Source organism: Stutzerimonas kunmingensis (genome assembly GCF_900114065.1).
Taxonomy (GTDB): Bacteria; Pseudomonadota; Gammaproteobacteria; order Pseudomonadales; family Pseudomonadaceae; genus Stutzerimonas; species Stutzerimonas kunmingensis.
This window is the reverse complement of sequence record NZ_FORS01000001.1, coordinates 47,829-73,189: the sequence shown is the minus strand read 5'-3', so window position 1 is coordinate 73,189 and position 25,361 is coordinate 47,829. Positions and strand designations below refer to the sequence as shown.

The 25,361-nt window shown below is 63.7% G+C and carries 23 protein-coding genes and 1 pseudogene; 11 read left to right on the top strand and 13 right to left on the bottom strand.

The window, feature by feature from the left end; all coding sequences use genetic code 11:
* The first annotated feature begins 189 nt into the window (after positions 1-189).
* Together BM275_RS00355 and BM275_RS00350 are read left to right on the top strand one after the other, a co-directional pair.
* Complete coding sequence (locus BM275_RS00355; RefSeq protein WP_090518935.1) at positions 190-906, top strand: winged helix-turn-helix domain-containing protein; 717 nt, start codon at positions 190-192, stop codon at positions 904-906.
* Positions 907-917: 11 nt separating this feature from the next.
* A complete protein-coding gene (locus BM275_RS00350) occupies positions 918-2,534 on the top strand; it encodes an ATP-binding protein (RefSeq protein ID WP_046621220.1) in 1,617 nt (538 codons plus the stop codon).
* 25 nt (positions 2,535-2,559) lie between these two features.
* On the opposite strand, the gene BM275_RS00345 is transcribed toward BM275_RS00350, so the two are convergent.
* Positions 2,560-3,231 (bottom strand): DUF4197 domain-containing protein, encoded by a 672-nt coding sequence (locus tag BM275_RS00345; RefSeq protein ID WP_090518934.1) that lies wholly within the window; start codon positions 3,229-3,231, stop codon positions 2,560-2,562.
* A gap of 191 nt (positions 3,232-3,422) precedes the next feature.
* Here BM275_RS00345 and BM275_RS00340 point away from each other — a divergent pair, with 191 nt between their 5' ends.
* Positions 3,423-3,851: an N-acetyltransferase gene (locus BM275_RS00340; RefSeq protein WP_090518933.1), complete on the top strand. Its 429-nt coding sequence runs from the start codon at positions 3,423-3,425 to the stop codon at positions 3,849-3,851.
* Between the two features lie 5 nt (positions 3,852-3,856).
* Here the strand turns inward: BM275_RS00340 and plsB are convergent, their stop codons facing one another.
* Complete coding sequence (gene plsB / locus BM275_RS00335) at positions 3,857-6,358, bottom strand: glycerol-3-phosphate 1-O-acyltransferase PlsB (RefSeq protein ID WP_090518932.1); 2,502 nt, start codon at positions 6,356-6,358, stop codon at positions 3,857-3,859.
* A gap of 430 nt (positions 6,359-6,788) precedes the next feature.
* On the opposite strand from plsB, the gene katG reads away from it, so the two are divergent.
* Complete coding sequence (gene katG, locus BM275_RS00330) at positions 6,789-9,017, top strand: catalase/peroxidase HPI (protein ID WP_090518931.1); 2,229 nt, start codon at positions 6,789-6,791, stop codon at positions 9,015-9,017.
* A 17-nt stretch (positions 9,018-9,034) separates the two neighbouring features.
* Here the strand turns inward: katG and BM275_RS00325 are convergent, their stop codons facing one another.
* The 5 genes and pseudogenes from BM275_RS00325 to BM275_RS00305 all read right to left on the bottom strand — a co-directional run bounded on the left by BM275_RS00325 (position 9,035) and on the right by BM275_RS00305 (position 13,053).
* Positions 9,035-9,409: a hypothetical protein gene (locus BM275_RS00325; RefSeq protein ID WP_244153823.1), complete on the bottom strand. Its 375-nt coding sequence runs from the start codon at positions 9,407-9,409 to the stop codon at positions 9,035-9,037.
* Between the two features lie 36 nt (positions 9,410-9,445).
* Positions 9,446-10,156 carry a class I SAM-dependent methyltransferase gene (locus BM275_RS00320; protein ID WP_090518929.1) on the bottom strand — a complete coding sequence of 237 codons (711 nt, stop codon included), beginning with the start codon at positions 10,154-10,156 and terminating at the stop codon, positions 9,446-9,448.
* A 74-nt stretch (positions 10,157-10,230) separates the two neighbouring features.
* The gene (gene blaOXA / locus BM275_RS00315; protein ID WP_090518928.1) at positions 10,231-11,013 is read right to left on the bottom strand and encodes a class D beta-lactamase; all 783 of its coding nucleotides are present in this window, start codon (positions 11,011-11,013) and stop codon (positions 10,231-10,233) included.
* A gap of 95 nt (positions 11,014-11,108) precedes the next feature.
* A pseudogene (locus tag BM275_RS00310) lies at positions 11,109-11,596 on the bottom strand (GNAT family N-acetyltransferase).
* 122 nt (positions 11,597-11,718) lie between these two features.
* Entirely contained in the window at positions 11,719-13,053 is a 1,335-nt protein-coding gene (locus tag BM275_RS00305; protein ID WP_090518927.1) for a serine hydrolase domain-containing protein, read from the bottom strand.
* 270 nt (positions 13,054-13,323) lie between these two features.
* On the opposite strand from BM275_RS00305, the gene BM275_RS00300 reads away from it, so the two are divergent.
* The 4 genes from BM275_RS00300 to BM275_RS00285 all read left to right on the top strand — a co-directional run bounded on the left by BM275_RS00300 (position 13,324) and on the right by BM275_RS00285 (position 17,235).
* Entirely contained in the window at positions 13,324-14,247 is a 924-nt protein-coding gene (locus tag BM275_RS00300) for an ABC transporter ATP-binding protein (protein ID WP_090518926.1), read from the top strand.
* Entirely contained in the window at positions 14,244-14,975 is a 732-nt protein-coding gene (locus BM275_RS00295) for an ABC transporter permease subunit (RefSeq protein ID WP_014820009.1), read from the top strand. Before BM275_RS00300 ends, BM275_RS00295 begins: the two co-directional genes overlap by 4 nt.
* A gap of 10 nt (positions 14,976-14,985) precedes the next feature.
* Positions 14,986-16,821 carry a GldG family protein gene (locus BM275_RS00290; RefSeq protein WP_090518925.1) on the top strand — a complete coding sequence of 612 codons (1,836 nt, stop codon included), beginning with the start codon at positions 14,986-14,988 and terminating at the stop codon, positions 16,819-16,821.
* A 204-nt stretch (positions 16,822-17,025) separates the two neighbouring features.
* Positions 17,026-17,235 carry a cold-shock protein gene (locus BM275_RS00285; protein ID WP_003283763.1) on the top strand — a complete coding sequence of 70 codons (210 nt, stop codon included), beginning with the start codon at positions 17,026-17,028 and terminating at the stop codon, positions 17,233-17,235.
* Positions 17,236-17,334: 99 nt separating this feature from the next.
* Here the strand turns inward: BM275_RS00285 and BM275_RS00280 are convergent, their stop codons facing one another.
* From BM275_RS00280 to dapE, 3 genes are read right to left on the bottom strand one after another with little or no spacing between them, the layout of a single operon-like run.
* Entirely contained in the window at positions 17,335-17,706 is a 372-nt protein-coding gene (locus BM275_RS00280; protein ID WP_003303949.1) for a hypothetical protein, read from the bottom strand.
* A gap of 56 nt (positions 17,707-17,762) precedes the next feature.
* Positions 17,763-18,569: a putative RNA methyltransferase gene (locus tag BM275_RS00275; RefSeq protein ID WP_046621181.1), complete on the bottom strand. Its 807-nt coding sequence runs from the start codon at positions 18,567-18,569 to the stop codon at positions 17,763-17,765.
* Complete coding sequence (dapE, locus tag BM275_RS00270; protein WP_090518924.1) at positions 18,563-19,711, bottom strand: succinyl-diaminopimelate desuccinylase; 1,149 nt, start codon at positions 19,709-19,711, stop codon at positions 18,563-18,565. Before dapE ends, BM275_RS00275 begins: the two co-directional genes overlap by 7 nt.
* A 127-nt stretch (positions 19,712-19,838) precedes the next feature.
* Between dapE and tcdA the strand changes: the two genes are divergently transcribed.
* The 3 genes from tcdA (at position 19,839) to BM275_RS00255 (ending at position 23,335) form a co-directional block, all read left to right on the top strand.
* Positions 19,839-20,648: a tRNA cyclic N6-threonylcarbamoyladenosine(37) synthase TcdA gene (gene tcdA / locus BM275_RS00265; protein ID WP_090518923.1), complete on the top strand. Its 810-nt coding sequence runs from the start codon at positions 19,839-19,841 to the stop codon at positions 20,646-20,648.
* Positions 20,649-20,816: 168 nt separating this feature from the next.
* Positions 20,817-22,121, top strand: a complete 1,305-nt coding sequence (locus BM275_RS00260; protein ID WP_090518922.1) for an OprO/OprP family phosphate-selective porin — start codon at positions 20,817-20,819, stop codon at positions 22,119-22,121.
* Between the two features lie 83 nt (positions 22,122-22,204).
* On the top strand, positions 22,205-23,335 hold the full coding sequence (locus BM275_RS00255; RefSeq protein WP_090518921.1) for a GNAT family N-acetyltransferase: 1,131 nt from the start codon (positions 22,205-22,207) through the stop codon (positions 23,333-23,335).
* Between the two features lie 9 nt (positions 23,336-23,344).
* Here the strand turns inward: BM275_RS00255 and BM275_RS00250 are convergent, their stop codons facing one another.
* The 3 genes from BM275_RS00250 to BM275_RS00240 all read right to left on the bottom strand — a co-directional run bounded on the left by BM275_RS00250 (position 23,345) and on the right by BM275_RS00240 (position 25,356).
* Positions 23,345-23,767, bottom strand: coding sequence for a DUF6306 domain-containing protein (locus tag BM275_RS00250; RefSeq protein ID WP_090518920.1), 423 nt, complete (start codon positions 23,765-23,767; stop codon positions 23,345-23,347).
* 97 nt (positions 23,768-23,864) lie between these two features.
* A complete protein-coding gene (locus tag BM275_RS00245) occupies positions 23,865-24,419 on the bottom strand; it encodes a peptidylprolyl isomerase (protein WP_090518919.1) in 555 nt (184 codons plus the stop codon).
* A gap of 28 nt (positions 24,420-24,447) precedes the next feature.
* A complete protein-coding gene (locus BM275_RS00240; RefSeq protein WP_014820018.1) occupies positions 24,448-25,356 on the bottom strand; it encodes a LysR family transcriptional regulator in 909 nt (302 codons plus the stop codon).
* Between the last annotated feature and the right edge of the window lie 5 nt (positions 25,357-25,361).

Below are 25,361 nucleotides of genomic sequence, written 5' to 3'. Positions count from 1 at the left end.
CAGGCCGCATGGCTGCGGCGCTCGGCCGAATGCCGACGAAATACGCGCCGCCGGGCATATTTTGATGATGGTCAATGACACTACATGTTGTGTTTGCCGCTGCCCGCTTTTTGTGCATCGTGCCGGGCCGGGCGTTGGGTACAATGCGCGCTGTTCGTTTGTGGCCTGACGGTCTGACAGGGGGCGGGGATGGAGCAAGAGACGTGGCGGATTCTCATCGTCGAGGACGATCGACGGCTGGCCGAGCTGACGCAGGAATACCTGCAGAGCAGTGGCGGCTTCGAGGTGTTGATCGAATCGGATGGCGCCTGCGCCGCCGAGCGCATCATCGAGGAGCGCCCGGATCTGGTGGTGCTCGATCTGATGTTGCCCGGCGAGGATGGCCTGTCGATCTGCCGGCGGGTGCGTGACCGCTACGATGGCCCGATTCTGATGCTCACCGCGCGGGCCGACGATCTGGATCAGGTGTTGGGGCTGGAAACCGGCGCCGACGACTATGTCTGCAAGCCGGTGCGTCCGCGTCTGTTGCTGGCGCGCATCCGCGCCTTGCTGCGTCGTCAGCCGCCAGAGGCACCGACCAATGCCAAGCGCCTGCAGTTCGGCCCGTTGGTGATCGACAGCGCGTTGCGCGAAGCCTGGCTGCGTGAGCAGCAGATCGAACTGACCGGCGCCGAGTTCGACCTGCTCTGGCTGCTGACCTCCAACCCTGGACGCATTCTTTCCCGTGAAGAAATCTTCGCCGAGCTGCGCGGCATCGAATACGACGGTCAGGACCGCTCCATCGATGTGCGTATTTCGCGTATCCGCCCCAAGATCGGTGACGATCCCGATCATCCGCGGCTGATCAAGACGGTGCGCGGCAAGGGCTATCTGTTCGTTTCCGAAGCTGCCGTGGCGATGGTGTAGCGCCGCCGCCCATGAACTCGATTTTCCTGCGCATCTATGGCGGCATGCTGGGGGTGCTGGTGCTGGTGGCGCTGCTCGGTGCCGGCGGCCTGCACCTGCTCAACCAGTACCGCGCGGACGATCACCGCGAGCGCCTGGCCAGTGGCACCTTCCGCCTGATGGCGCACAACATGAGCAGCATGACGCCGATCGAACGGCGCCAGGCGGCGAACCTCTGGGGGCGGCTGCTGGGCATACCGCTGCGGGTGCGCACACTGGATGACGTTCGCCTGGAAAGTCGCCTGGAGGCGCGCTTGCTGCGTGGGCAGGTGCTGGTCGAGCAGATCCGACCGCAGAGCACCACGGTGTTCAGCCTGGTCAGTGCGCGAGATCGGCTGGTGCTTACCGGCGAAGTCGAGCAGCTCAGCGAACAGCTGGCGCGCGCCACCATCTATCTGCTGATCGACGAGCTGATCCGCTATCCCGAAGCCGAACAGCCGCAGCGCTTGGCCGAGCTGAAAAAGGCGCGTGGTTTCGGCTTCGATCTGGAATTGCTGACACGTGACAGCGCCAACCTCGATGACGACCAGCGTCGGCGGCTGGACGAGGGCGACACGGTGATGGCGCTCGCTCGCGGCGGTGATGCCGTGCGGGTGTTCGCGGCCATCGCCGGCACCGGCTGGATCATGCAGCTCGGTCCGCTGTACCAGATGAATCCCTATCCGCCGCAGCTGCTGATCTTGATCGGCCTGCTCGGCCTGTCGTTGATCGGTCTGACGGTGTACCTGCTGGTGCGCCAGCTGGAGCAGCGCCTGAGCGTGCTGGAAGGCGCGGCGACCCGCATCGCCGCGGGCAATCTGGAAACCCGCGTGCCGGATGTCGGTACCGATTCGGTCGGGCGCCTGGCGGCGGCGTTCAACGGTATGGCCAGGCATCTGCAGCGTTTGCTGGCGGTGCAGCGGGAGATGGTCAGCGCGGTGGCCCATGAACTGCGCACTCCGGTCGCGCGCCTGCGTTTCGGCCTGGAAATGAGCGCCGAGGCGCAGACCGACGAGGCCCGGCGCAAGTACCTGGAAGGCATGGACGGCGACATCGACGACCTCGATGCGCTGGTCGACGAAATGCTGGTGTATTCGCGGTTGGAGCGCGGCTCGCCGACCCTGCATTTCCAGCAGGTCGACCTGGGTGCGCTGGTCGATCAGGTGATCGGTGAGCTGGCGCCGTTACGTCCCGATGTCAGCGTCAGGCGTGGCGAATGCGCAACGGCAGCCGATGGCAGCTGCTGGGCCGAGGCGGAGCCGCAATACCTGCGCCGCGCCCTGAGCAACCTGATCACCAATGCAATGCGCCATGCCGAGAGTCGGGTGCAGGTCAGCTTCACCATCGATGGGCAAACGGTGCGGCTGGAGGTGGACGACGACGGCCCCGGCGTGCCGGAGGTGGATTGGGAAAAGGTCTTCACGCCGTTCCTGCGTCTGGATGACAGCCGCACCCGCGCCTCGGGTGGGCACGGGCTGGGTCTGTCCATCGTGCGGCGGATCATCTACTGGCACGGCGGCCGCTCGCAGCTGGGGCACAGCGACCTGGGCGGCGCGCGTTTCAGCCTGGTCTGGCCGCGGCGCAGGGCGGACCGAGCAGCGGCTGGCTGAAGCCAGCGCAGCTCGACCCAATCTCTCAAAGCAGTCCGAACACCTTTTTCGCCAGGCTGGTGGCCGCGGCGGCGGGATTCTTGCGAATGCTCGCTTCCTGCTCGGCGATCACGGTGAACAGGCCGTCTAGCGCTTGTTCGGTGACATAGCTTTCGATATTGGCGTAGCTGCCGTTCAATCCCGACGGCACCTTGGCGGCGACGGCGTTGTATTGCTGCGCTAGGCCAACCTGGTCAGTGGCCTGTTTGACGATAGGCAGGAATTTCGCGCGGATCTGTTCACGGCTGGATTTGTTCAGGTACTGGGTGGCTGAGTCATCGCCACCGGCGAGGATGGCCTTGGCGTCCTGCACGGTCATCTTGCGCACGGCATCCAGCAGCAGTTGCTGTGCCTCCGGCACGGCCTTCTCGGCGGCCAGGTTCATGCTGTTCTCCAGCTGCTCGACCTGCGCGCCCATGCCGAGCATCTTCAACATCCGCGAGGCCTTGCCGATGTTGCCCGGCAGCTCGATGCGCACGTCAGGATCGCTGCTGAAACCGCCAGGGCGCCCGAGCTGCTGCACGGCGACCTTGGCGCCCTGGCTCAAGGCATCCTTGAGCCCGCCGCTGGCGTCGCTCTGGGTCAGGTCGGACAGTGACAGGGCGAAAGCGCTGGCGGAAAGTGCCAAGCCTGCAACGAGTGTCGTGATGCGCAACATGGCATTACCCTCATATTCATTGAATGGTGCAGAAGCGGCGCAATGCCGCCGGCCGCATGGTCAGGCGCCGATGCTAAAGCAATGCCGGGCAAGGCGCAGGCGTTTACCAGCAGTATGGGCCATGAAGGCGGGGGACACCTTGTTGCTGATGCGCTAAGGTTGCGGCCCCCGTCGTTATGGAGCCGACTAACATGATCCGTCCCTTTCGCCCCGATGACCTGGAGCCGGTACTGACGATCTGGCTGGCTGCATCCATTCGCGCTCATGACTTCATCGCCCCGGCATTCTGGGAGTCGAAGCTGGATGACATGCGCGATATCTACCTGCCAGCGGCACAGATCTGGGTCGATGAGCGTGAAGGCGAGGTGCTGGGATTTGTCGCGCTTGTCGAGGACGTTCTGGCGGCGATCTTCGTGGCGCCGAGTGCCCAGGGCGGCGGTAGCGGCTCCGCGTTGATCGAGCAGGTCAAGGCCGTGCGTGAGCGGCTCGAGCTGACGGTCTACAGTGCCAATGCCGCCAGCGTCGCCTTCTATCGCCGACATGGCTTTGCTGTGATCAGCGAACAGCTGGACCCGCACACCGGCCATCCTGAACTGGCGATGGCCTGGCAGCGGGACTGACCGCGTCAGGCGGCAGCGTCGGGAGGCGGTGAATCGGAATCGTCGTGATGACGCTCCAGCGCCACCTGACGGATCGACAGGCGAATCTCCGCCGGTAGCACGCGCTTGGCCGCACCTTCGGCCAGTTCCGCGAGCTTGTCGTGATAGCCGAGCCGGCCGTTTTCGTCCGGGCTGACTACGCCCTGTTCCTGCATGCTCTGGATGAAATGGCGGAACAGCGCCTTGTCGAAGAACTCCGGCGCGTTCAGCCCATGCAGGATCGACAGGCGCTGGGCCATGACCGTGCAGAGGTTTTCCAGCTCCTCGGCGCTCAGGCTGTGCTGGCCACTGTTGAGCAGCAGCGAAGTGGCCATGTAGAAGCGCTGCAGGGTCTGCACCACGACCCGAGCGAGAAGGGTGAGCAGGACGAACTGCCGCGAGCTCGGGGCCGGGCGCACGTAGTGGTTGCCGTCCACCTTGAGCAGGCCGCGCTCGACAAATGCCGCCAGCCACTGGTCGACCACGGCGTCGAGTTCCTCGACTTCCCAGCGCATGAACAGCTCGGCACGCAGGTACGGGTACAGCGCCTCGGTGAAGCGCTGGATCTGCTCTCGGCTGATGCGCGAGCTGCTCTGGAAGAAGCTCGCCAGCAGCGCCGGCAACGCGAAGATGTGCATCACGTTGTTGCGGTAGTAGGTCATCAGGACGGCGTTCTGCTCGTCCAGATAGAGGATGTTGCCCAGCGCGTCCTTCTGCTCGGCGAGCAGATCGAGGCTCTTCACGTAGGCGATCAACGCGTTGCCGTCGCCTTCCGGCAGCGTGGTGTGCGGCGAGTAGGGCACCGCGCGTAACAGCGTCTGGTAGAGATCGAGAATTCGCGCCAGGGACTGCTGGTCCAGCGCCTGACGGCTGGTGGAGAGCATCGCCAGCGCCACCAGGTTGACCGGGTTGACCGCCGCCGCCTCGTTGAGGCGCTGGGCAATGCGCTTGGCCAGGCGATTGGTGGTGTCGTTCAGCCATTCGGGACGGTAATCCGGCGCGTAGGTTTGCTGGCGCCAGCCGGGTTGCTCCTGGTCGAGGAATTCGTTGAGCTTGAGCGGTTCGCCGAAGTTGACCCAGACCTGGCCGAAGCGCTGCCTGAGCGCACCGATGACCTTGAAGATGTCGAAGATGGACTCCTTCTTCTTCGTCGCGCCGCGCAGTTCACCCAGGTAGGTGCGGCCTTCCAGCACGCGCTCGTAGCCGATGTAGACCGGCACGAAGAGGATCGGCAGGCGCGACGAGCGCACGTAGCTGCGCAGGGTCAGGGCCAGCATGCCGGTCTTGGGTTGCAGCATGCGGCCGGTACGCGAACGGCCGCCCTCGACGAAGTACTCGACAGGGAAGCCGCGGGTGAACAGGTTGTGCAGGTATTCGTTGAACACCGAGGTGTACAGCGGGTTGCCCTTGAACGAGCGGCGCATGAAGAAGGCGCCACCCCGGCGCAGCAGGCTGCCGATCACCGGCATGTTGAGGTTGATGCCGGCGGCGATGTGCGGCGGCGTCAGGCCGTTGCGGAACAGCAGATAGGACAGCAGCAGGTAGTCGATATGGCTGCGATGGCAGGGGACGTAGATCACCTCGTAACCGCGCACGGCTTCCTGCAGTGGCTCGATATGGTTGACGCGGATGCCGTCGTAGATCTTGTTCCAGAACCAGGACAGCACCACTTCGAGGAAGCGCACGGCGGTGTAGGCGTAGTCCGACGCCACCTCGTTGCCGTACCGCAGCGCCCTGGCTTCGGCCTTTTCGATGGAAATGTTCTCGCGCTCGGCCTCGTCGCGAATCGCTTGCCGCACTTGCGGCGCATGCACCAGGCCCTTGACCAGATTGCGCCGGTGCGACAGGTCGGGGCCAATCACGGCGGTCTTCTGGTTACGGAAATGCACGCGCAGCATGCGGTGCACCATGCGCAGGGTGCGCTCGTGGCCCTTATTCAGGGCGATCAGCTCGTTGAGCTGGATCGGTGCGGAGAACTGCACGCGGGTCTTGCGCCCCAGCACCAGAATGCTGAGTAGCTTGCGCAGGCGCCCGGTAACCGCCCAGCTGTCGGCGAACAGCAGCTTCCAGGCGCTGGTCTCGCGATTCGGCGACTGCCCCCAGAACACGCTGACCGGGATGATCTGCGCGTTCTCCACCGCATTGTGCTCCAGCGCGCCGACCAGCCTGACTAACGTCGGCGGCGCCACCAGACGCGTGCGTCGGCCAAACCAGCTCGTCGCTGGATTGAGAAAGAAGAACGCGGCTGGCTCGACATGCTCGCCCACCGCCACATCGGCCACCGGGCGTGGCAGCCCGGCCTTGCTGCACTCGGCATCCAGCACCGCCAAGTCGCTGAGCGAAGGCTGTTGCAGCACGTAGAAGACCGGCTTGCTGCGGTCCAGCTTGAGGGTAAAGGCGGATTGGTTGATGGTCTCCGAGCGCACCCAGAAGTACAGCACGCGACGCAATACGGAGAAGAACAAACGGCGAAGGGGGGAGCGGGTCATACGGCAGATTCGGCTACGGAAGGGGGCGGTGCCCTCGAAGGCGGCAAGTGTGCCGCAAGCGAGGAGGGTGGGCAAAAATATGCTGCCAAGCGATGGCGATTGGTTGGGGTCCTCAAAGGCCAACCCTGAGCATCCGCGTCAGAGCAGAGCGGCTTATGGCAGGCTAGGAGCCACTCGTGGGCGGGCGGCTGCGTGCCGTTGATGGCGCGGTGGAGGCTGTGCCTATCGAGGCAATAGGGAAAATCCATGTAGTGCGTTTCCACTGCCATCGGGACGCGGCAGGCCGCTTGCTTGCTGCTCTGCAGCGATTGTCATGGGGTTTGAGTGGCCCTGGATGGGGATTTGGGGCTTTTGTTCGATCATGAGCTGGGTGCTAGGTTGTTTTTAAGCGGCGCTTGAGTGCGTCATCGACAACTGTGAGGAGCAGAACATGAACGAGTCTGGAGAAAAGGCGGGTGGTGGTTGCCCATTCGGTCATGGCGCTGGTGCGCCCCGCAAACGCCCTGGCAATCGAGATTGGTGGCCTGAGGCGCTGAGCCTGACATCGCTCAACCAGCATTCGCCGCGTTCCAATCCGTACGGTGGCGATTTCGACTATGCCGCAGCATTCAATTCGCTCGATCTCGACGCGGTCATCGCCGACCTGCATGCCCTGATGACTGATTCACAGGACTGGTGGCCGGCGGACTTCGGCCACTACGGCGGGCTGTTCATTCGCCTGGCCTGGCACAGCGCCGGCACCTACCGAATCACCGACGGCCGCGGCGGCGCCGGTGGCGGTCAGCAGCGCTTCGCGCCGCTCAACAGCTGGCCGGACAACGCCGCGCTGGACAAGGCCCGGCGCCTGCTGTGGCCGATCAAACAGAAGTACGGGCGCAAGCTTTCCTGGGCAGACCTGTTCGTGCTCACCGGCAACGTGGCGCTCGAATCCATGGGCTTCAAGACCTTCGGTTTCGGCGGTGGCCGCGCCGACACCTGGGAGCCGGAGGAGCTGTACTGGGGGCCGGAAGGCACCTGGCTTGGCGATGAGCGCTACAGCGGCGAGCGGCAACTGCACCCGGGCCTGGGTGCCGTGCAGATGGGTCTGATCTACGTGAACCCTGAAGGCCCGAACGGCAACCCGGATCCGAAAGCGGCGGCCATCGACATTCGCGATACTTTTGCGCGCATGGCCATGGATGACTACGAAACCGTGGCGCTGATCGCTGGCGGCCATACCTTCGGTAAGACCCATGGTGCGGGTGATCCGTCCTTGATGGGGCCGGAGCCGGAAGGGGCGGTGATCGAGGATCAGGGCCTGGGCTGGCGCAGCCGCCACAAGAGTGGAATCGGCGCCGATGCGATCACCTCCGGCCTGGAAGTCATCTGGAGCCAGACGCCGACGCGCTGGTCCAACTACTTCTTCGAAAACCTGTTCAACTTCGATTGGGAGCTGACCAAAAGCCCGGCTGGCGCCCACCAGTGGGAAGCGAAGAATGCGCCGGAAATCATGCCGGACCCCTTCGACCCGAACAAGAAGCGCAAGCCGACCATGCTCACCACTGACCTGTCGCTGCGCTTCGACCCCGAGTACGAAAAGATCTCCCGGCACTTCCTGGAAAACCCGGACGAGTTCGCTGATGCCTTCGCCAAGGCCTGGTTCAAGCTGACGCACCGCGACATGGGTCCCATCGGCCGCTACCTCGGGCCGCTGGTGCCGAAGGAGCAGCTGATCTGGCAGGACCCGATTCCCGAACGCGACCATCCGGTGATCGACGAGGCGGACATCGCCGCGCTGAAGCAGAAGCTCCTCGACATGGGCTTTTCCGTATCCGAGCTGGTGTCGGTTGCCTGGTCTTCGGCCGCTACCTATCGCGGATCGGACAAGCGCGGAGGCGCCAACGGTGCTCGTATCCGCTTCGCGCCGCAGAAGGATTGGGAGATCAACAATCCGGCCCTGCTGGATCGCGTGCTGCAGAAGCTCGGCGAGATCCAGAGCGCGTTCAATGCCTTGGGAACCGGAGGCAAGAAGGTCTCCATGGCCGACCTGATCGTGCTCGCCGGCTGCGCGGCGATCGAGAAAGCAGCGAAGGACGGCGGAGTGGAGATCACCGTGCCTTTCACGCCAGGGCGGATGGATGCCGAGGAGGAGTGGACCGATGCGCAGTCCTTCGAAGCGCTGCGCCCGGTCGCCGATGGCTTCCGCAACTACTACCACGAGTCCCACTTCATGGCGCCCGAGGAAGCGCTGGTCGACAAGGCCCACCTGCTACGCCTGAGCGCACCGGAAATGACCGTGCTGGTCGGCGGCATGCGTGTGTTGGGCACCAACGCGGACGGCGGTCAGGAGGGCGTCTTCACCAAGCGTGTGGGCACGCTTTCGAACGACTTTTTCGTCAACCTGCTGAGCATGCAGAACGAGTGGGTCGCGACCGAGCACAAGAACCGCTTCCAGGGCCTCGACCGAAAAACCCGCCAACCCACATGGACCGCCACCCGCGTGGACCTCATCTTCGGCGCGCAATCGGAGCTGCGTGCCCAGGCCGAGGTGTACGGCATGGCCGACGGCAACGAGAAGTTCGTGCAGGACTTCGTCAAAGCCTGGGACAAGGTAATGAACGTGGACCGGCTCGATATCGGCAAGCCCGCCGATAATTTCAGCCAGAAGCTCTCAGCCTAGAGCTCGCGGCGGCGCCATCAGGCGCCGCCACGGGGCGGCTGCTGCTTTCGAGCCTGCCATCTGGTTCGGGCTCGGGAGACGACATAGGCACCGGCGAGAAAGACCAGGGAGCACAGCAGCACGAACACCAGCCCGACGGGGAGCAATGGCCCGGTCGGCAACCATCCGAGCAGATACAGAGTTTGCCCGACCACACAGCCAACGTAGAGCGGCCACAAGGGTTTCGGCGCGATAGAGCCACACAAGCAGCCACCCAAGGCCAGCGCTGCGGTGTAATACAGGCCACCTGCATCCCAGGGCTCGACATGGCCGGTCATCGAAGGCGACAGGCCCCAGATCGCCGCACCGGCCAACGCGGCGATAAGGAACGAGCGCAACACGGGTTGCTTCATGCTCGGCCGGTCGGATGCAGCCGCCATGCGGCGGCGTTATTGTGCATCGACCGTTGACCGCGTCGAGTACCAGGCGCGAATCAGCCCGGCCTGGTAGAACAGGACGGGGTCGGTGAAACCGCCGGATTCGATGATGGCTGCGACCCGCTCGCGAGGCAGCACCGCCACATCGCGGGAGTAGGCTGCGCGCATCTGCTCCACACCGGCGGCCGGGATGCCGGCCGCGGTCATCAAGTTCATCCAGGTTTCGAGCAGGGCCGTGTATTCGGCCGAGGCGATATCCGATGCCAGGTCGGAGCTGGCCAGGCGTGCGCCTGGACGAAGCCGGCTAGCGATGGCACGGAAGAATTCCGTACGGGCCTCAGGCTCCAGAATGAATTGCGACACCAGAAAGCACGTCGCGGCATCGAAGGCGTCCTGCTCGGGCAGCGATTGCAGATAGCCCTCATGAAACTGGCAGCGCTCGGCGTAGCCGCCCTCGATCGCCTTGTTGCGGCACACCTCGAGCATTGCACCGGAGGGCTCGACGGCGGTGAAGCTCCAGCGCGGGAAGCGCCTCGCCAGGTATGCGATTTCCTCGCCGGTGCCGGCACCGACGCACAGAATCCGGGCATCGGCTGGAAGGTTGGCAAATACGGCTTCCAGAAGGAAATGCAGGGCCTCGCGAATCGGCGCGGTTCTCGCCCAGCGCTCGTCGTAGCTGGTTGCCTGCTGGTCGAAGATGGCCTTGATTTCATCGTTGCGCATGGCGGATTTCCCAGGAGGTTGTTCTGGATGGGCGCATAGGCGCACCACCCGGGTTGCTGAGATGCTGAGTTGCTTCAGTCCGCCGGCAGAATGCCTTTGGCTCGCAATGCGTTCTGGGCGATCTGCTGACGCAACGGCAGGTCCCTGACGGTTCGGGTGTCCAGGTTCAAGGCGAACAGCCAGGTATTCTCACCAGTCTCCACGTAGCCGATGTACCAGCCGGTGCCGGGCGTGCTGCGGGCGGCCCAGCCGGTCTTGGCGTAGAGGCGATAGTCCTTGGCGGCTTCGGTGAGCATCACCGTCTTCAATGTGTCGTAACTGCTGTTGCGGTACGGCAGGCTGCGCGCGGTCACGCGTTTGAGCAGCTCGATCTGTTGCTCGGCGCTGATGGTCAGCGAGCCATCCAGCCAGAACTCGGTACCGTTGAAGGGCTCGCGCAGCTGACCGTAATGCGCCTGGCGGATGTGTGGCGGATAGTCAGCCGCACCCACCCGCCGCGCCAGCCACTGATAGCACCAGACGCAACTGACCTGGAAGGCGCTCTTCAGCGTCTGGTCTCGGTTCCAGGCCTCGATCTCGTAACGGGTGTTGTCCCACGGGATGATCTCGTCGGCGCCGGCGATGGCGCCTTCCTCCAGCGCGATCAGCGTGTTCAGCACCTTGAATGTGGATGCGGCGGTGAACGGCTGCTTCGCGCGGGCTTCGTTGTGAACGTAGCGCTGGCCGGTTTCAGCCGATTCGATCACCAGTGTTCCGTCCACGCCAGCCTCGTCGAACAGCCGGGCGATATCGGCATCTTCCGCATGAGCGAAGCCGGAAAAGCCGAGGAACAGAAGCGCGAGGAACAGCTGAGGCATTGAAGAATATCCGTAGGGTGGGGATCAGGGTCCGGCTATGCGCGTGCCGTTCTAACAGGGTTTCCAGCGAAGTCCAGCCAATCGTGAATGAACGGTCATTCAGCTGCAGCCAACTGCGCCGCAAAGTGTTCGCGATCCAGTCGATACAGGCAGTGCCGGCGAAGCGGATGGCCGATGGGTACCCCTGGATGCTCGAACACCTCCGTTTCACGCATGCCGAGACGGGCCATCACGGCGCGTGAACGTCGATTCTCGATAGTAGTGAAGGATACGATTTCGGAAAGATCGAGCGTGCCGAACCCTGTCTTTAGCGCGGCCCACGCCGCCTCGCTGGCCAATCCCTGGCCCCAGTAATCAGCCGCCAGGCGCCAACCTATTTCCACGCACGGCGAGAACGGCAAGGTTGCCGACGGCGTATGCAGACCGGCGAAGCCGATGAATGCGCCGCTGGCTTTCAGCTCGACGGCCAGAACCCCCAGCCGCGTTCTTCGATCAGCGCCTGGCAGCGGTCAGCCATTGCATCGCTCTCGGCCCGACTGAGCAGAACGGGGAAGTGCCGCATGACCCTGGGGTCCGCATTCATCGTGGCGAACGGTGCACGATCGGCAGGCGACCATTGCCGCAGAAGCAGGCGCTTTGTCTGGAGGTCGCTCAGAACTGTCATCACAGGCCGTTCAATCCAGGGGTGTTCGCACCTTCCGCACGCTATCGGCGGCGTTTCAGCAGATGCCTGGCGACCGCTTCATAGGCGGGCAAGGAAGTAGGGTCGTTTGCCGCGTTGCTCGCCACTGGATGGCTGGCGAATCGTGCGATCACCATCTCCGCCAGCGGATCTACATAAAGCGATTGCCCGTGGACCCCGCGGGCCATGAAAGCGCCATGCTCGTTATGGCTGACCCACCACATGTTGCGATAGCTCCAGCCGGGTAGCAGTCGATAACCGGCTTTCGCAAAGTCGTCTCGACTTGCTCCACCACGGATATCTGCCACGACTTCCGGCGGCAGGATCTGAGTGCCGTTGTATCGACCTTCGTTACGCATCATTTCGCCAAAGCGCACAAGGTCGCGCAGGCTGGCATTCAGGCCGCCACCGGCAAACGGCGTACCGATGGAGTCTACCGACATGTAGGCATCCTGTTCCGCGCCCAAGCGGCTCCAGATGCGCTCCGACAACAGCTGTGCGACGTTCCGCCCGCTCACTCGCGCGATTACCCAGCCCAGAGCGTCGGAATTTGCGGTGCGGTAATGAAAGGCCTCGCCATGACGACCTTGCGGTTTGACCGTTTGCAGAAATTCGTAATAGGTCCGTGGCCCCTGGTAATCAGCGGGTTTCGGCAGCGGATTGCCGGCGGCGGCGTGCGCCCATACTTCGGCCTTGGGGTCCGCATAATCCTCGCTGAAGTGAATGCCGGTGGTCATATCCATCAGCTGACGTACGCTGGCATCGCCAAAACCCGACGCTGCCAGCTCGGGAACGTAATCTGCGACCAGACGTTCGGGATCCAGCTTTTCTTCGGCCACAAGAAGCGTCGCCAATGTACCGGTGAAGGTTTTCGTAATCGACATGGCAGCATGCTGTCCTTGCGGCTTCAATACGCCGAAATAGCGCTCGTACACCAGTTTCCCGCGGTGAAGGATGATGATGCCGTCGGTGTAATTGGCTTGCAGCGATTGCTGCCAGGTCATTGGCTCGCCCCCACCAAGAGGGACGAATGTCAGCGCATCGATCTCATTGCTTGGCTGGTGCTCGAGTAGTGAAGACTCACCTAACCCGCGTGAGACATTGACGGTAGGCATCAGCTGTCGAAAGTTGGCGACGCTCCAGCGCATCTGCGGGAAGCGAAAATAACTGCCATCCTCGAAGCGCAGGATTCGATCAGCCGGTGGCGGCGAGCCAACCATCCATCCCATTGTCGCTGGATCACTGGTTTGTGCGTCTGGAAACTCCGCAGGCTCACTGGCGTACGCTGAGCACGCCATGGCGCCAAACAAACAGCAGAGATGTACTTTCGCTCGCTCTCTGGACCTGCGTAGTTTCATGGTTTGTCCTTGCTAATGGCTTGGCGCGTCGCCGCATGCCGGCCTGGAAGTCTCTCAATCTCTGCCGGCATTTTGGGCGTTTGCGATCCGTGCGGCATGGCCTTATAGCGAGTTGCGCGCAGAGCGGTGATGAACAGCGTAGTCCTCTCAGTCTAGGGACTGGTTGCATTCGTCGGGTTGCTGTTCTTATAGTGCCGCCGGCATTTTTGCAGGACCTGGCTCGGGTCGCGCGGCGGCACGCCAGGGCCTTTGGTGCACTGGTGAGAGTCCATGATCGAAATAAGCAACCTGACCAAGCGTTTCGCCCAGCACACCGCGGTCGACGACCTGTCATTCCAGGTCCAGCGCGGCGAGGTGCTGGGATTTCTCGGCCCGAATGGTGCCGGCAAGTCCACCACTATGAAGATGCTAACCGGCTTTCTCGCGCCGACGTCGGGCACGGCGAGCATCCTCGGCTACGACATTCGCACCCAGACCCTGCAGGCCCAGCGGCAGATCGGTTATCTGCCCGAAGGCGCGCCCTGCTACGGCGACATGACGGTGCGCGGTTTTCTCGAGTTCATCGCTGAAGTCCGCGGCTTCCGTGGTGCGGACAAGCGCCAGCGGGTCGAAGCCGCGGTCGCCCAGGTGGAGCTGGAGAACGTGCTGGGGCAGTCCATCGAGACGCTGTCCAAGGGCTTCAAGCGTCGCGTCGGCCTGGCCCAGGCGATCCTGCACGATCCGCAGGTGCTGATCCTCGACGAGCCTACCGATGGCCTCGATCCGAACCAGAAACACCAGGTACGTCAGCTGATCCAGGGGCTGGCGCAGGACAAGATTGTCATCATCTCCACGCATATCCTCGAAGAGGTCAGTGCGGTCTGCACCCGCGCGGTGGTCATCGCCCAGGGCCGACTGGTGGCCGACAGCACGCCGCTGGAGCTGGAGAGCCGGTCGAAATATCACCAGGCCGTCACGCTGGTCAGCGACGGTCCGCTGGACGACGTTGCCCTGGCCGCGTTGCCCGGCGTGGCCGGTGTCGAATTCAACGAGCCCGAGCACAGCCTGACGTTGCTGGCGCGGCCGGGGCAGGTGATTTTCCCTCAGGTCAGTGCGCTGATCGCCCAGCATGGCTGGGTGGTGAAGGAGCTGGACGTGGAACGCGGCCGGTTGGATGAGGTGTTCCGTAACCTGACTCGCGGGGAGTCGCTATGACCCAGTTGCCGGTTATCTTCAAGCGCGAGCTGGGCAGCTATTTCGCCACGCCGCTGGCCTACGTGTTCATTGTGATCTTCCTGGTGCTCTCCGGGGTGTTCACCTTCTACCTGGGCGGTTTCTACGAGCGCGGCCAGGCCGACCTCACGCCGTTCTTCAGCTTCCATACCTGGCTGTACCTGTTCCTGGTGCCGGCGATCGCCATGCGCCTGTGGGCGGAGGAGCGCAAGTCCGGCTCGATCGAGCTCTTGATGACGCTGCCGATCACCCGCTTCGAGGCGGTTACCGGCAAGTTCCTCGCCGCCTGGGTATTCGCTGGCATCGCGCTGCTGCTGACCTTCCCGATGGTCATCACCGTCAATTACCTGGGCGAGCCGGACAACGGTGTGATCGTCGCTGGTTATTTCGGCAGCTGGCTGCTGGCGGGTGCGTTTCTGGCGATCGGCTCGTGCATGTCGGCGCTGGCGAAGAACCAGGTGATCGCCTTCATCCTCGCGGTGGCGGTGTGTTTCCTGTTCATCGTCAGCGGCCTGCCGATGGTGCTGGATGCCTTCGCCTGGGCGCCGCAGTGGCTGATCGATGCGGTGGCTTCGCTGAGCTTCCTGATCCGTTTCGATTCCATCAGCAAGGGTGTGATCGACCTGCGTGACCTGCTGTATTTCGTCACGCTGATCGTCGCCTGGCTGGCTGCCACTGCCGTGGTCGTCGATCTGAAGAAAGCCGCCTGAGGGAACAGACATGAAACGAATCATCTATTCCGGTGCCGGGCTGCTGCTGATCGCACTGGCATTTCTGCTGTTCAACGGCGTGTCCGGCATGCTGTTCACCAATGCGCGGCTCGACCTGACCGAGCAGAAGCTCTACACCATTTCCGAGGGCACCGAGCGCATTCTTGACGGCCTGAAGGAACCGATCGAACTGCACTTCTTCTACTCGGACGAGACCTCCAAGGAGCTGGTGGCGCTGCGCAACTACGCACGTCGCGTCGAGGAGATGCTCAAGGCCTACGAGCGGGCCTCCGCTGGCAAGCTCAAGCTGCATGTGATCGACCCGCAGCCGTTCTCCGAAGAGGAGGACCGTGCCGCCGAGTTCGGCCTGCAGGCGGTGCCGCTCAACCAGGGCGGTGACAAGATCTACTTCGGCCTCGCCGGCACCAATGCCGAGGGCAGCACGCAGATCATTCCGTTCTTCCCGCTGGATCAGGAAGAGTTTCTCGAGTACGAGATCAGCCGCCTGGTGCAGGGCCTGGCTAGTGGCGAGCTGCCGGTGGTCGGCGTGCTGTCAGGGTTGCAGCTGACCGGCGGTTTCGACATGCGGACTCAGCAGGCGACGCCGCCGTGGATGGTGCTGGAGGAAGTCCGCCAGCTGTTCCATATCGAAAGCCTGCGCCGCGATGTGGACATGATCCCGACCAACGTCTCGGTGTTGCTGCTGATTCACCCGAAGGATCTGCCCGAGCAGACGCTGTACGCCATCGACCAGTTCGTCCTGCGTGGCGGCAAGCTGCTGGTATTCGTCGATCCGCACAGCGAGGCCGATCCGGGCATGGGCATCGGTCCAGGAGAATTCGGCGAGGAGCGTGCGTCCGACCTCGAGCCACTGTTCAAGGCCTGGGGCGTGCGCATGGTGCCGCAACAGGCGCTGGTCGATGCAGCCTACGCGATGTCGGTTGGCGTCGGTGCGGAGCGCCGTCCGGTGCGCCACGCAGGCTGGTTGAGCCTGCCGCGCAACGCGCTGGATCAGGATGACGTGACCACCGCCGCGCTGGAAAACATCACCATCGCCAGCGCCGGCATTCTGGAGCCGCTGGAGGACGCGACGACGCGCTTCACGCCGCTGTTCGGCAGTTCCGACTACGCCATGCCGGTGGAGGCCGAGCGCTTCGCCACGCTGGACAACCCGGAAACCCTGCTGCTTGGTCTCGAGCCGACCGGCGAGCGCTACACCCTGGCGGCGCGCATCCAGGGGCCGGCGAAAACTGCCTTTCCGGACGGCATCGAAGGCCGTGAAGAGGGCATCAAGGAAAGCCAGAACATCAACGTGATCGCCGTCGCCGATACCGATCTGCTGAGTGATCGCATGTGGGTGCAGGTGCAGGACTTCTTCGGCCAGCGCGTTCCGCAGCCGTGGGCGGACAACGGCGCGTTCGTGATCAATGCGCTGGACAACCTTTCCGGCACCGATGCGCTGATCAGCGTGCGTTCGCGTGGTCGCTTCACCCGTCCGTTCGTGATGGTAGAAACCTTGCAACGCGAGGCCGAGGATCGTTTCCGCGAGAAGGAAGAAGTGCTCCAGCAGCGCCTGGCTGATACCGAGCAGCAACTGGCCGAGCTGCAGAGTCCGGAGCCGGAGCAGGCGCTGGAGCTGACGGCTGAGCAGGAGCAGGCGTTGCGTCAGTTCCAGCAGGAGAAGGTGCGTATCCGCAAGGAGTTGCGTGAGGTGCGCTACCAGCTCAATGCCGATATCGAAGCGCTGGGGCGTACGCTGAAGTTCGCCAACATCGCTCTGGTGCCCTTGCTGCTGACCCTGGGCGTGCTCGCCTTGTGGCTATGGCGCCGCCGCCGGAGCGCCTGAACAGAGCACCCGTTCCGGCATTGGCCGGGGCGGGTGAGGGTGTCAAATCCGCAGCGGAAAAAAGAGGCTGACAGCGAAAATCGTTGTTTTATACTCCGGCAACGGTCGCGTTCGAGTCGCATTTGCGCCGGAGCCGAATGCACGAAGGCCTGACCGTCGACCCCTCTTCCGAGGAATAACAAAAAGCGAGTTGGAGAAGTGGTAATGGCTGAGCGCGAGACCGGAACCGTCAAGTGGTTCAACGATGCAAAAGGCTATGGATTCATTCAGCGGGGTAATGGCGCCGACGTGTTCGTGCATTACCGCGCGATCCGTGGCGACGGCCACCGCTCGCTGGCCGAAGGGCAGCAGGTGGAGTTTTCGGTAACCCAGGGCCAGAAGGGCCTGCAGGCCGAAGACGTCGCCGGCGTGTAACTTCGGTTGCGCAATGACAAAGCCCGTCCAAGTGACGGGCTTTGTTTTGCTATTCGGTGGTTTCGGTCCACCACGGATGAGCGATACGGCCGATGCCGATCAGCCCGTCCGCCAGACGATTTCCTCTTCACCGTCATCGCTGATGCGGATCCAGCGGTCGGCCTCTTCAACGGCTTCCTCTTCCTGCCAGCCGCCTGGCGCGCAGCGGATTTCCACACCCAAAGCCTGATACGCCGCGCGGGCGCAGGCGAGGTCATCGTCCCAAGGGGTGGCATCGCTTTCCAGCAGCAGACAATGCCATTTGCCCACCGCCTTCGGCAGCCAGGTCACCGGAATGCCGGCGGCGCTGCACTTGAAGGTCTGGCCTTTCTGTTGCCAGGCGGAACATGAGCCAATGGCTTGGGCCAGCCACTCGCCGACGGCCTCCTGACTGGCATCCCTGAGGTAGATCTCGATATCGGGTTGACGCATGGGCGACTGCCTTATGTGGTGGTGCGAGGTTTTGGTCGTAGGCAAATATACGGACGCTAGGGTGTGCGTTCGATCCAGTCGTAGCGTATCGCAACCCGCACGCTGAGGTGACTGTCGATCACGGCGGCGCGGCGCTCGGCGCTGGCGCGCCAGCCGTGCGGGGTCATCGCCAGCAGGTCGGCACGGGCCTGGGCGTTGTCCAGCTGCAGCTCGTAGCTGAGGGTTTCGCTGTGGGCCAGGCGCATGCCTTCGGGAATCAGCGACAGGTGCTTCTCGTCATCGTAGTCGCGTACCTCGTCGTAGAGCCGGGCGCGTAGCTCCCATAGGTGCTCGCGGGTCGGTCCCATGCGCAGCAGTCCGCCGCCGGGTGCGAGCAGGCGTCGCGCCTCCTGCCAGTCCAGCGGGCTGAACACGCTGGCGAGCAGGTCGTAGCTGGCATCGGCCAGCGGCACGCGGGCCATGCTCGCCACCAGCCATTCCAGTTGCGGCGCGCGTTTGCAGGCGCGCTTGACCGCTTCGCGGGAGATGTCCAGTGCATAGCCTTCGGCGTCCGGTAATGCCTCGGCCAGCTGGGCGGTGTAGTAGCCCTCGCCACAGCCGATGTCCAGCCAGCGCTGCGGCGCGCGTTCGGCGGCCAGCTCGGCGAGGCGTCGGGCCAGCGGCGCATAGTGGCCGCCGTCGAGAAAGCGTCGCCGTGCTTCGACCATGGCCTGGTTGTCGCCCGGATCGCGGCTGTTCTTGTGCTGCACCGGAAGCAGGTTCAGGTAACCCTGACGCGCGCGGTCGAAACGGTGGTTGGCCGCGCAGACCACGCCGTTGTCGAGCGCGCTCAGCGGCGCCTGGCAGATCGGGCAGATCAGCATGCGAGCAGGTTCACCAGGGTCTGGTAGTAGATCTCGGTCAGCAGGTCGAGATCGCTGGCCAGGATGTGTTCGTCAACCTGGTGGATGGTCGCGTTGACCGGGCCGAGCTCGACCACCTGGGTGCCGAGGGTGGCGATAAAGCGCCCGTCCGAGGTACCGCCGCTGGTGGACGGCGTGGTCTCACGGCTGGTGACGCTGCGGATTGCCTTGGCCACGCCGTCGAGCAGCGCGCCCGGTTCGGTGAGGAACGGCAAGCCGGACAGTGCCCAGTCCACGTTCCAGTCCAGACCGTGCTTGTCGAGAATCGCGGCGGTGCGCTGCTTGAGCTGTTCGACGGTGGATTCGGTGGAGAAGCGGAAGTTGAACACCGCTTCCAGCGTGCCGGGAATGACGTTGGTGGCGCCGGTGCCGGCGTTCAGGTTGGAGATCTGGAAGCTGGTCGGCGGGAAGAAGGCATTGCCGTCGTCCCAGTGCTCTGCGGCGAGCTCAGCCAGCGCAGGCGCGGCCAGGTGGATGGGGTTCTTCGCCAGATGCGGATAGGCCACATGGCCCTGCTGGCCACGTACGGTGAGGGTGCCGCCGAGTGAGCCGCGGCGGCCATTCTTCACCACGTCACCTACCAAGGCGGTGCTCGACGGTTCGCCGACGATGCACCAGTCCAGGCGCTGGCCACGCTCGCGCAGGCGCTCGACGACGGCCTTGGTGCCGTGGTGCGCAGGGCCTTCTTCATCACTGGTGATGAGAAAGGCGATCTGCCCCTTGTGATTCGGGTGATCGGCTGTGAAGCGCTCCACTGCCACGACCATCGCCGCCAGGCTGCCTTTCATATCTGCCGCGCCGCGGCCGTGGAGCATGCCCTGCTCGTCGATGCGCGCACTGAACGGCGGATTCTGCCAGGCCTGCAGCGGGCCCGTAGGGACCACGTCGGTGTGGCCGGCGAAGCACAGCACCGGGCCTTCGTTGCCGCGAATGGCCCAGAAGTTCTCCACGTCCTCGATATGCATCGGCTCGATGGCGAAGCCGCAGGCCGCCAGGCGCTGGCTCATCAGCTGCTGGCAGCCTTCATCCAGCGGCGTCACCGATGGGCGATTGATCAGCTCGCAGGCGAGTTCGAGCGTCGGGGAGAGGGCAGGCGCGGTCATCAGGGCTCCGGTGCGGCGGGGAAAGGGCGCCATATTAAAGCAAAGGCGCGGTTGCGGTGACGGCTGGATGCAGTGGTCGTGGCGTGCTGAGGTCTTATAATCGCCAGGTTTTTTCCGGGGAGTCGGCATGTCTATCGATGATCAGCGTTTCGGCGGTATTGCCCGCCTGTATGGCCGCATCGGCCTCGAGCGGCTGACGGCTGCGCATGTGGCGGTGGTCGGCATCGGTGGCGTCGGCTCGTGGGCGGCCGAGGCGCTGGCGCGCAGCGGGGTAGGCGAGATCAGCCTGTTCGACCTGGACGATGTGTGCATCACCAATACCAACCGGCAGATTCACGCCCTCGATGGCGCAGTGGGCAAAGCCAAGGTCGACGAGATGGCCGCACGTATTCGCGCCATCAACCCGGCCTGCCAGGTTCATGCAGTGGCGGATTTCGTCACCCGCGAAACCATGGCCGAGTACATCACCGAAGACATGGACTGCGTCATCGACTGCATCGACAGCGTGCCGGCCAAGGCGGCGCTGATCGCCTGGTGCAAGCGCCGCAAGATCCAGATCATCACCACCGGCGGCGCCGGTGGACAGGTCGATCCGACACAGATCCAGGTCACTGATCTGAACAAGACCTTCAACGATCCGCTGGCGGCAAAGGTGCGCTCGCTGCTGCGCCGCGAATACAACTTCTCGCGCACGCCGGGGCGCACCTACAGCGTGCCCTGTGTGTTCTCCACGGAGCAGTTGCGCTACCCGAAGCCGGACGGCGGCGTGTGCCAGAGCAAGAGCTTCGTTGGCGAGGGGGTCAAGCTCGACTGCGCCGGAGGCTTCGGCGCGGTGACCATGGTGACCGCCAGTTTCGGCATGGTTGCAGCCGCCAGGGCCGTCGACAAGCTGGTCGCCGGAGCCCGACGCCCCAGCGAGCGCAACGTTCGCAGCTGACGAAAAAGTGCCTCAGCCGCTCTGTGATGCGGCTCCACGGAAAGTTCCGCTGTCACAAAAGCTTTACATATCAGCCATTTGGCTGACATACGCCGTCGCCAAGATTCCCCCCAACACAAAGAGCCCATCTCGTGTGTTTCCGACGCTAAACATAAAGGGGAATTTTGGATGATCCGTAAGCACTTCGCCGGTTTCGCTGCCAGCGCTCTGGCTCTGGCCGTTTCCGCCCAGGCTTTCGCCGGTACCGTCACCACTGACGGCGCCGATCTCGTTATCAAGACCAAGGGCGGCCTGGAGGTCGGAACCACCGACAAGGAGTTCTCGTTCAAGATCAATGGCCGTCTGCAGGCTGATGCCGACAGCTTCGATGGTTTCTACACCAAGAACGGCGAGCGCGCAGATGAGACCTACTTCCGTCGTGCGCGTCTGGAGATTTCCGGTGTTGCCTTCACCGATTGGGGCTACACCTTCAACCGCAACTTTGGCAACGATGACAGCGATTGGGACGAGCTGGCCATCCACTACAACGGCTGGAAGCCGGTCCAGGTTTCGGTTGGTCGTATCAAGCCGACCTTTGGCCTGGAAGAAGCCGTCAGCTCCAAGTGGATCACCGCCATCGAGCGCTCGGCGATCTATGACCTGGCGCCCTGGTTGAACAGCCACGAAGACGGCGAAGGCATCCGCGTGCGTACCACTGTCGGCATGTTCCACGGTGAAGCCGGTGCTTACCGTCAGGACGTCGACGCCGACGCCCCCGACCCCGGTGCCGACATGCTGGAAGATGAAGATGGCTCCAACAACACCAGCTTCGTGCTGCGTGGCGTGGTAGCTCCGATCGTCGAGAAGGACCAGGTGCTGCACTTCGGCGCCAGCTTCGGTAAGCGTGACCTGGAAGAAGGCTACCGCGAGCGCATCCGTCCGCGCCTGTCGGTGCGCGGCACCACCGAAGACAGCGCCAACGGCAACCGTGCCACTTTCGGCGGCACCATGACCGACGGGACCGATCAGGCCTGGGGCCTGGAAGCGGCCTACATGATCGGCCCGTTCTCGGTGCAGGGTGAATACCTGACCCGTACCGTCGATGGCATGGAAGGTTTCGAAGACCTCGAAGCCACCGGCTACAACGTGCAGCTGGCCTACACCCTCACCGGTGAGTCGCGCTCCTACAAGCTCGACGGCGGCAAGTTCGACAAGATCAAGCCGGAGAACAAGCAGATCGGTGCGTGGGAAGTGTTCTACCGCTTCGACGACATTACCGTCGATGAAACCGGTGTTGCACCGAGCGGTTATGTCGGTGCGCTGGACAGCGCAGAAGCTGGTGCGAAGACCCACACCATCGGTCTCAACTGGTACGCCAACGAGTCGGTGAAGCTCTCGGCCAACTACCTGAAGACCAGCGTGGACGACGTGGTAAACGCCAATGGCGACGACGACGGCGACGCCATCAGCCTGCGCGCCCAGTACGTGTTCTAAAACATCGCCTCATCCGTGATGCTCCATTGAGCCCCGCCCTGGCGGGGCTTTTTTTCGCCTGCGGGACAGGCCAGACTGCGCGCATGCCTATCCAGACCCTGTACCGCCTCGCCGAACTGCCTCCCGCCGAATGGGACGCGCTGCTGAGCGATGATCAGCCCTTCCTTCGTCACGCCTTCCTCTGCGCGCTGGAAGACAGCGGCAGCGTGGGTGGGCGTAGCGGCTGGCAACCTGCCCATCTCCTGCTGCGCGACCCGCAGGGCGCGTTGCAGGCAGCCTTGCCGCTGTATCGCAAGTTTCATTCGTACGGTGAGTACGTGTTCGATTGGGCCTGGGCGGATGCCTGCCAACGAGCCGGGATCGCCTACTACCCCAAGCTGCTTTGCGCGGTGCCTTTCACCCCGGTCGCCGGCAGTCGCCTGCTGGGCGACGTACAGGCTGCCGGTGAGCTGCTCGATGTACTCACCGCTGGGCTTGAAAGGCAGGAACTGTCGGGGCTCCACGTGAATTTCAGCGAGCAGCAGACTGATCAGCTGCTGGCGGGGCGGGATGGCTGGCTGGAGCGCATCGGCTGCCAGTTTCATTGGCACAACCGTGGTTACCGCGATTTTCAGGACTTTCTCGATGCACTGACCTCGCGCAAGCGCAAGCAGTTGCGCAAGGAACGCGAACAGGTGGCGGGGCAGGGCATCAGCTTCGAGTGGCGCGATGGGCACGAGCTCAGCGAGGCGGAATGGGATTTCGTCTATGCCTGCTACGCCAACACCTATCAGGTCCGCGGTCAGACGCCCTATCTGACTCGGCAATTCTTCAGCCTGCTGGCCGAGCGCATGCCGCAGGCGATTCGCGTGGTGCTGGCGTTACAGGGCTCGAGGCCGGTGGCGATGGCTTTCAGCCTGCGCAGTGCGTCTGGCCTGTACGGTCGTTACTGGGGCTGTCTAGCGGAGTTCGACCGGCTGCACTTCGAGACGTGCTTTTACCAGGGTATCGATCAGGCCATCGCGGGCGGCCTGGAGCGGTTTGATGCCGGGGCGCAGGGTGAGCACAAGCTCATTCGTGGCTTCGAGCCGGTGATCACGCGCTCCTGGCACTATCTGCAGCACCCCGGGTTGCGCGCCGCGGTAGCGGATTTCCTCCAGCAGGAACATGCGGGGGTGCTGGCGTACGCCGAGGCGGCGCGCCAGGCGCTGCCGTACCGGCAGGCCGGCAGCTAGTCGTTTGTCTCAGGCGTGGGAGGCGGCGCTGTTCTCCTCGTGGATCAGCAGCATGCGTTGCAGTTCGCTACGCAACAGCGGGTCCTGGCATCCCGGCAGGTACTCGCGCAGTTTGCGGATCACCCATTGCTGGCCCCTGTCGATGAAGGGCAGGCGCTCGTCCAGCGATTCGATGGCCATCGCCTTGCCGTAGAAGGTGCCGGTGTCCTTGTTGGGCTCCAGCCCCAGATGCTGCAGGCAGTTGAGCAGCAACTTGCAGCTTTCGATTTCACCCTGACGGACCTGCTCAAGCAGTTGCCGTTGCTCGGGCGTGCAGGGTTGTTGCAACGAGTCGCCGGCCACCTTGGCCCCGGCGCGCTCCGCGCTGAGCAGGTCCTGCAGCAGCTGTGCTTCGCCTTCCGGGGTGTTCAGTGGACTTTGTAGTTCGGTCATGTCGCGATCTCCTGTCGGTCGAGGGTTTCGCACGCTGGCGGCAGCCGGGTATGTGCCGGCAGAAATGAAAAGGGCCGGTGAACCGGCCCCTCGGGGATCAGAGTTTCTTCGCGGTAATGATCTTCACCGGGGTCAGCGGCACGTTCTGCATCATGGCGCGGTTGCCGGTGGGCACCTGGGCGATCTGGTCGACCACCTCCATGCCGCGTACGACCTTGGCGAACACCGCGTAGCCGAAGTCGCGGCCACCGTGATCAAGGAAATCGTTGTCGCGATGGTTGATGAAGAACTGGCTGGTAGCCGAATTCACGTTCTGGGTCCGGGCCATTGCGACGGTGCCGCGCACATTGTGCAGCCCATTGTCCGCCTCGTTCTTGATCGGGGCCTTGGTCGGCTTCTGGTTCAGGCCTTCGCCGAAGCCGCCGCCCTGGACCATGAACCCGGGAATGACGCGGTGGAACACGGTGCCGTCATAAAAGCCGCTGCCGACGTAGCCGAGGAAGTTCTCGACGCTGATCGGTGCCTTTTCCGCTTCGAGCTCCAGCTCGATCTCGCCCAGGCTGGTGGTCAGCAGTACGCGAGGGTTTTCCGCGGCGAACAGGTTGCCGGCCAGCAGAACGGTACAGGCGGCGAGGGCAATGCGTTTCAACATGATGTCTTTCCTGATGTTGGGGAAGCTGTCAGCCGGCCAGTGGAGTGGCCTGGCCAGCATCGTACGTCTTGATCAGCTCGATGAGAATCCGGGTAGCCGGCCCGAGCGGTCTGTCGTGGTTAGTGTAGAGATAGAACAGTGGCCGGCGAATACTGCCTTGGACCAGTGGCAGCGGCTTGAGTATGCCCTCGGCCAGTTCGCGCCCGATCAGATGCCGGGGCAGCCAGGCGAAGCCCAGACCGCTGCTGACGAAGGCCACCGACGTCGCCAGGCTGCCCACCGTCCAGCGCTGTTCGGCACCCAGCCATCCGGCATCACGAGGTTGGCGCAGGCCCGTATCACGCACCACGATCTGCATCTGGCTCTGCAGGTCCTGCACGCTGAGCTTGCGTCCGAGCTGGTGAAGGGCATGGTTGGCGTGTGCCACGGCGACGAACTCCACGGTACTGAGCTCGCTGCCCAGATAGCCGGTGATGTCCAGGCCGCTGATGGCGAGGTCCGCGGTGCCGTCCTTGAGCACTTCCTCGACCCCGGAGAGCACTTCCTCGCGCAGGCGCACCCGGCAGCCGCGGCTCTTCGGCATGAATTCGGTGAGGGCCTGGATCAGCTTGGCGCTGGGGTAGGCGGCATCGACAACCAGGCGCACCTCGGCTTCCCAGCCTTGTTCCATGTGGTGCGCCAGTTCTTCCAGCTGACTGGCCTGTGTGACCAGCTGTCGCGACCGGCGCAGCAGCACTTCTCCTGCCTCGGTCAGCACTGCCTTGCGCCCGTCTATGCGCAGGAGCGGTACGCCCAATTGCTCCTGCATGCGTGCCACGGTGTAGCTGACCGACGACTGCGACCGATGCAGCGCTTCGGCCGCCTGGGCGAAGCCGCCGTGATCGATGACCGCCTGCAGGGTGCGCCACTGATCGAGGGTCACACGGGGCACTTTCATTCCTT

Coding starts and splice junctions, on each gene's coding strand:
- BM275_RS00355 (WP_090518935.1), top strand. CDS start 190: ATGGAGCAAGAGACGTGGCGGATTCTCATCGTCGAGGACGATCGACGG.
- BM275_RS00350 (WP_046621220.1), top strand. CDS start 918: ATGAACTCGATTTTCCTGCGCATCTATGGCGGCATGCTGGGGGTGCTG.
- BM275_RS00345 (WP_090518934.1), bottom strand. CDS start 3,231: ATGTTGCGCATCACGACACTCGTTGCAGGCTTGGCACTTTCCGCCAGC.
- BM275_RS00340 (WP_090518933.1), top strand. CDS start 3,423: ATGATCCGTCCCTTTCGCCCCGATGACCTGGAGCCGGTACTGACGATC.
- plsB (WP_090518932.1), bottom strand. CDS start 6,358: ATGACCCGCTCCCCCCTTCGCCGTTTGTTCTTCTCCGTATTGCGTCGC.
- katG (WP_090518931.1), top strand. CDS start 6,789: ATGAACGAGTCTGGAGAAAAGGCGGGTGGTGGTTGCCCATTCGGTCAT.
- BM275_RS00325 (WP_244153823.1), bottom strand. CDS start 9,409: ATGAAGCAACCCGTGTTGCGCTCGTTCCTTATCGCCGCGTTGGCCGGT.
- BM275_RS00320 (WP_090518929.1), bottom strand. CDS start 10,156: ATGCGCAACGATGAAATCAAGGCCATCTTCGACCAGCAGGCAACCAGC.
- blaOXA (WP_090518928.1), bottom strand. CDS start 11,013: ATGCCTCAGCTGTTCCTCGCGCTTCTGTTCCTCGGCTTTTCCGGCTTC.
- BM275_RS00305 (WP_090518927.1), bottom strand. CDS start 13,053: ATGAAACTACGCAGGTCCAGAGAGCGAGCGAAAGTACATCTCTGCTGT.
- BM275_RS00300 (WP_090518926.1), top strand. CDS start 13,324: ATGATCGAAATAAGCAACCTGACCAAGCGTTTCGCCCAGCACACCGCG.
- BM275_RS00295 (WP_014820009.1), top strand. CDS start 14,244: ATGACCCAGTTGCCGGTTATCTTCAAGCGCGAGCTGGGCAGCTATTTC.
- BM275_RS00290 (WP_090518925.1), top strand. CDS start 14,986: ATGAAACGAATCATCTATTCCGGTGCCGGGCTGCTGCTGATCGCACTG.
- BM275_RS00285 (WP_003283763.1), top strand. CDS start 17,026: ATGGCTGAGCGCGAGACCGGAACCGTCAAGTGGTTCAACGATGCAAAA.
- BM275_RS00280 (WP_003303949.1), bottom strand. CDS start 17,706: ATGCGTCAACCCGATATCGAGATCTACCTCAGGGATGCCAGTCAGGAG.
- BM275_RS00275 (WP_046621181.1), bottom strand. CDS start 18,569: ATGCTGATCTGCCCGATCTGCCAGGCGCCGCTGAGCGCGCTCGACAAC.
- dapE (WP_090518924.1), bottom strand. CDS start 19,711: ATGACCGCGCCTGCCCTCTCCCCGACGCTCGAACTCGCCTGCGAGCTG.
- tcdA (WP_090518923.1), top strand. CDS start 19,839: ATGTCTATCGATGATCAGCGTTTCGGCGGTATTGCCCGCCTGTATGGC.
- BM275_RS00260 (WP_090518922.1), top strand. CDS start 20,817: ATGATCCGTAAGCACTTCGCCGGTTTCGCTGCCAGCGCTCTGGCTCTG.
- BM275_RS00255 (WP_090518921.1), top strand. CDS start 22,205: ATGCCTATCCAGACCCTGTACCGCCTCGCCGAACTGCCTCCCGCCGAA.
- BM275_RS00250 (WP_090518920.1), bottom strand. CDS start 23,767: ATGACCGAACTACAAAGTCCACTGAACACCCCGGAAGGCGAAGCACAG.
- BM275_RS00245 (WP_090518919.1), bottom strand. CDS start 24,419: ATGTTGAAACGCATTGCCCTCGCCGCCTGTACCGTTCTGCTGGCCGGC.
- BM275_RS00240 (WP_014820018.1), bottom strand. CDS start 25,356: ATGAAAGTGCCCCGTGTGACCCTCGATCAGTGGCGCACCCTGCAGGCG.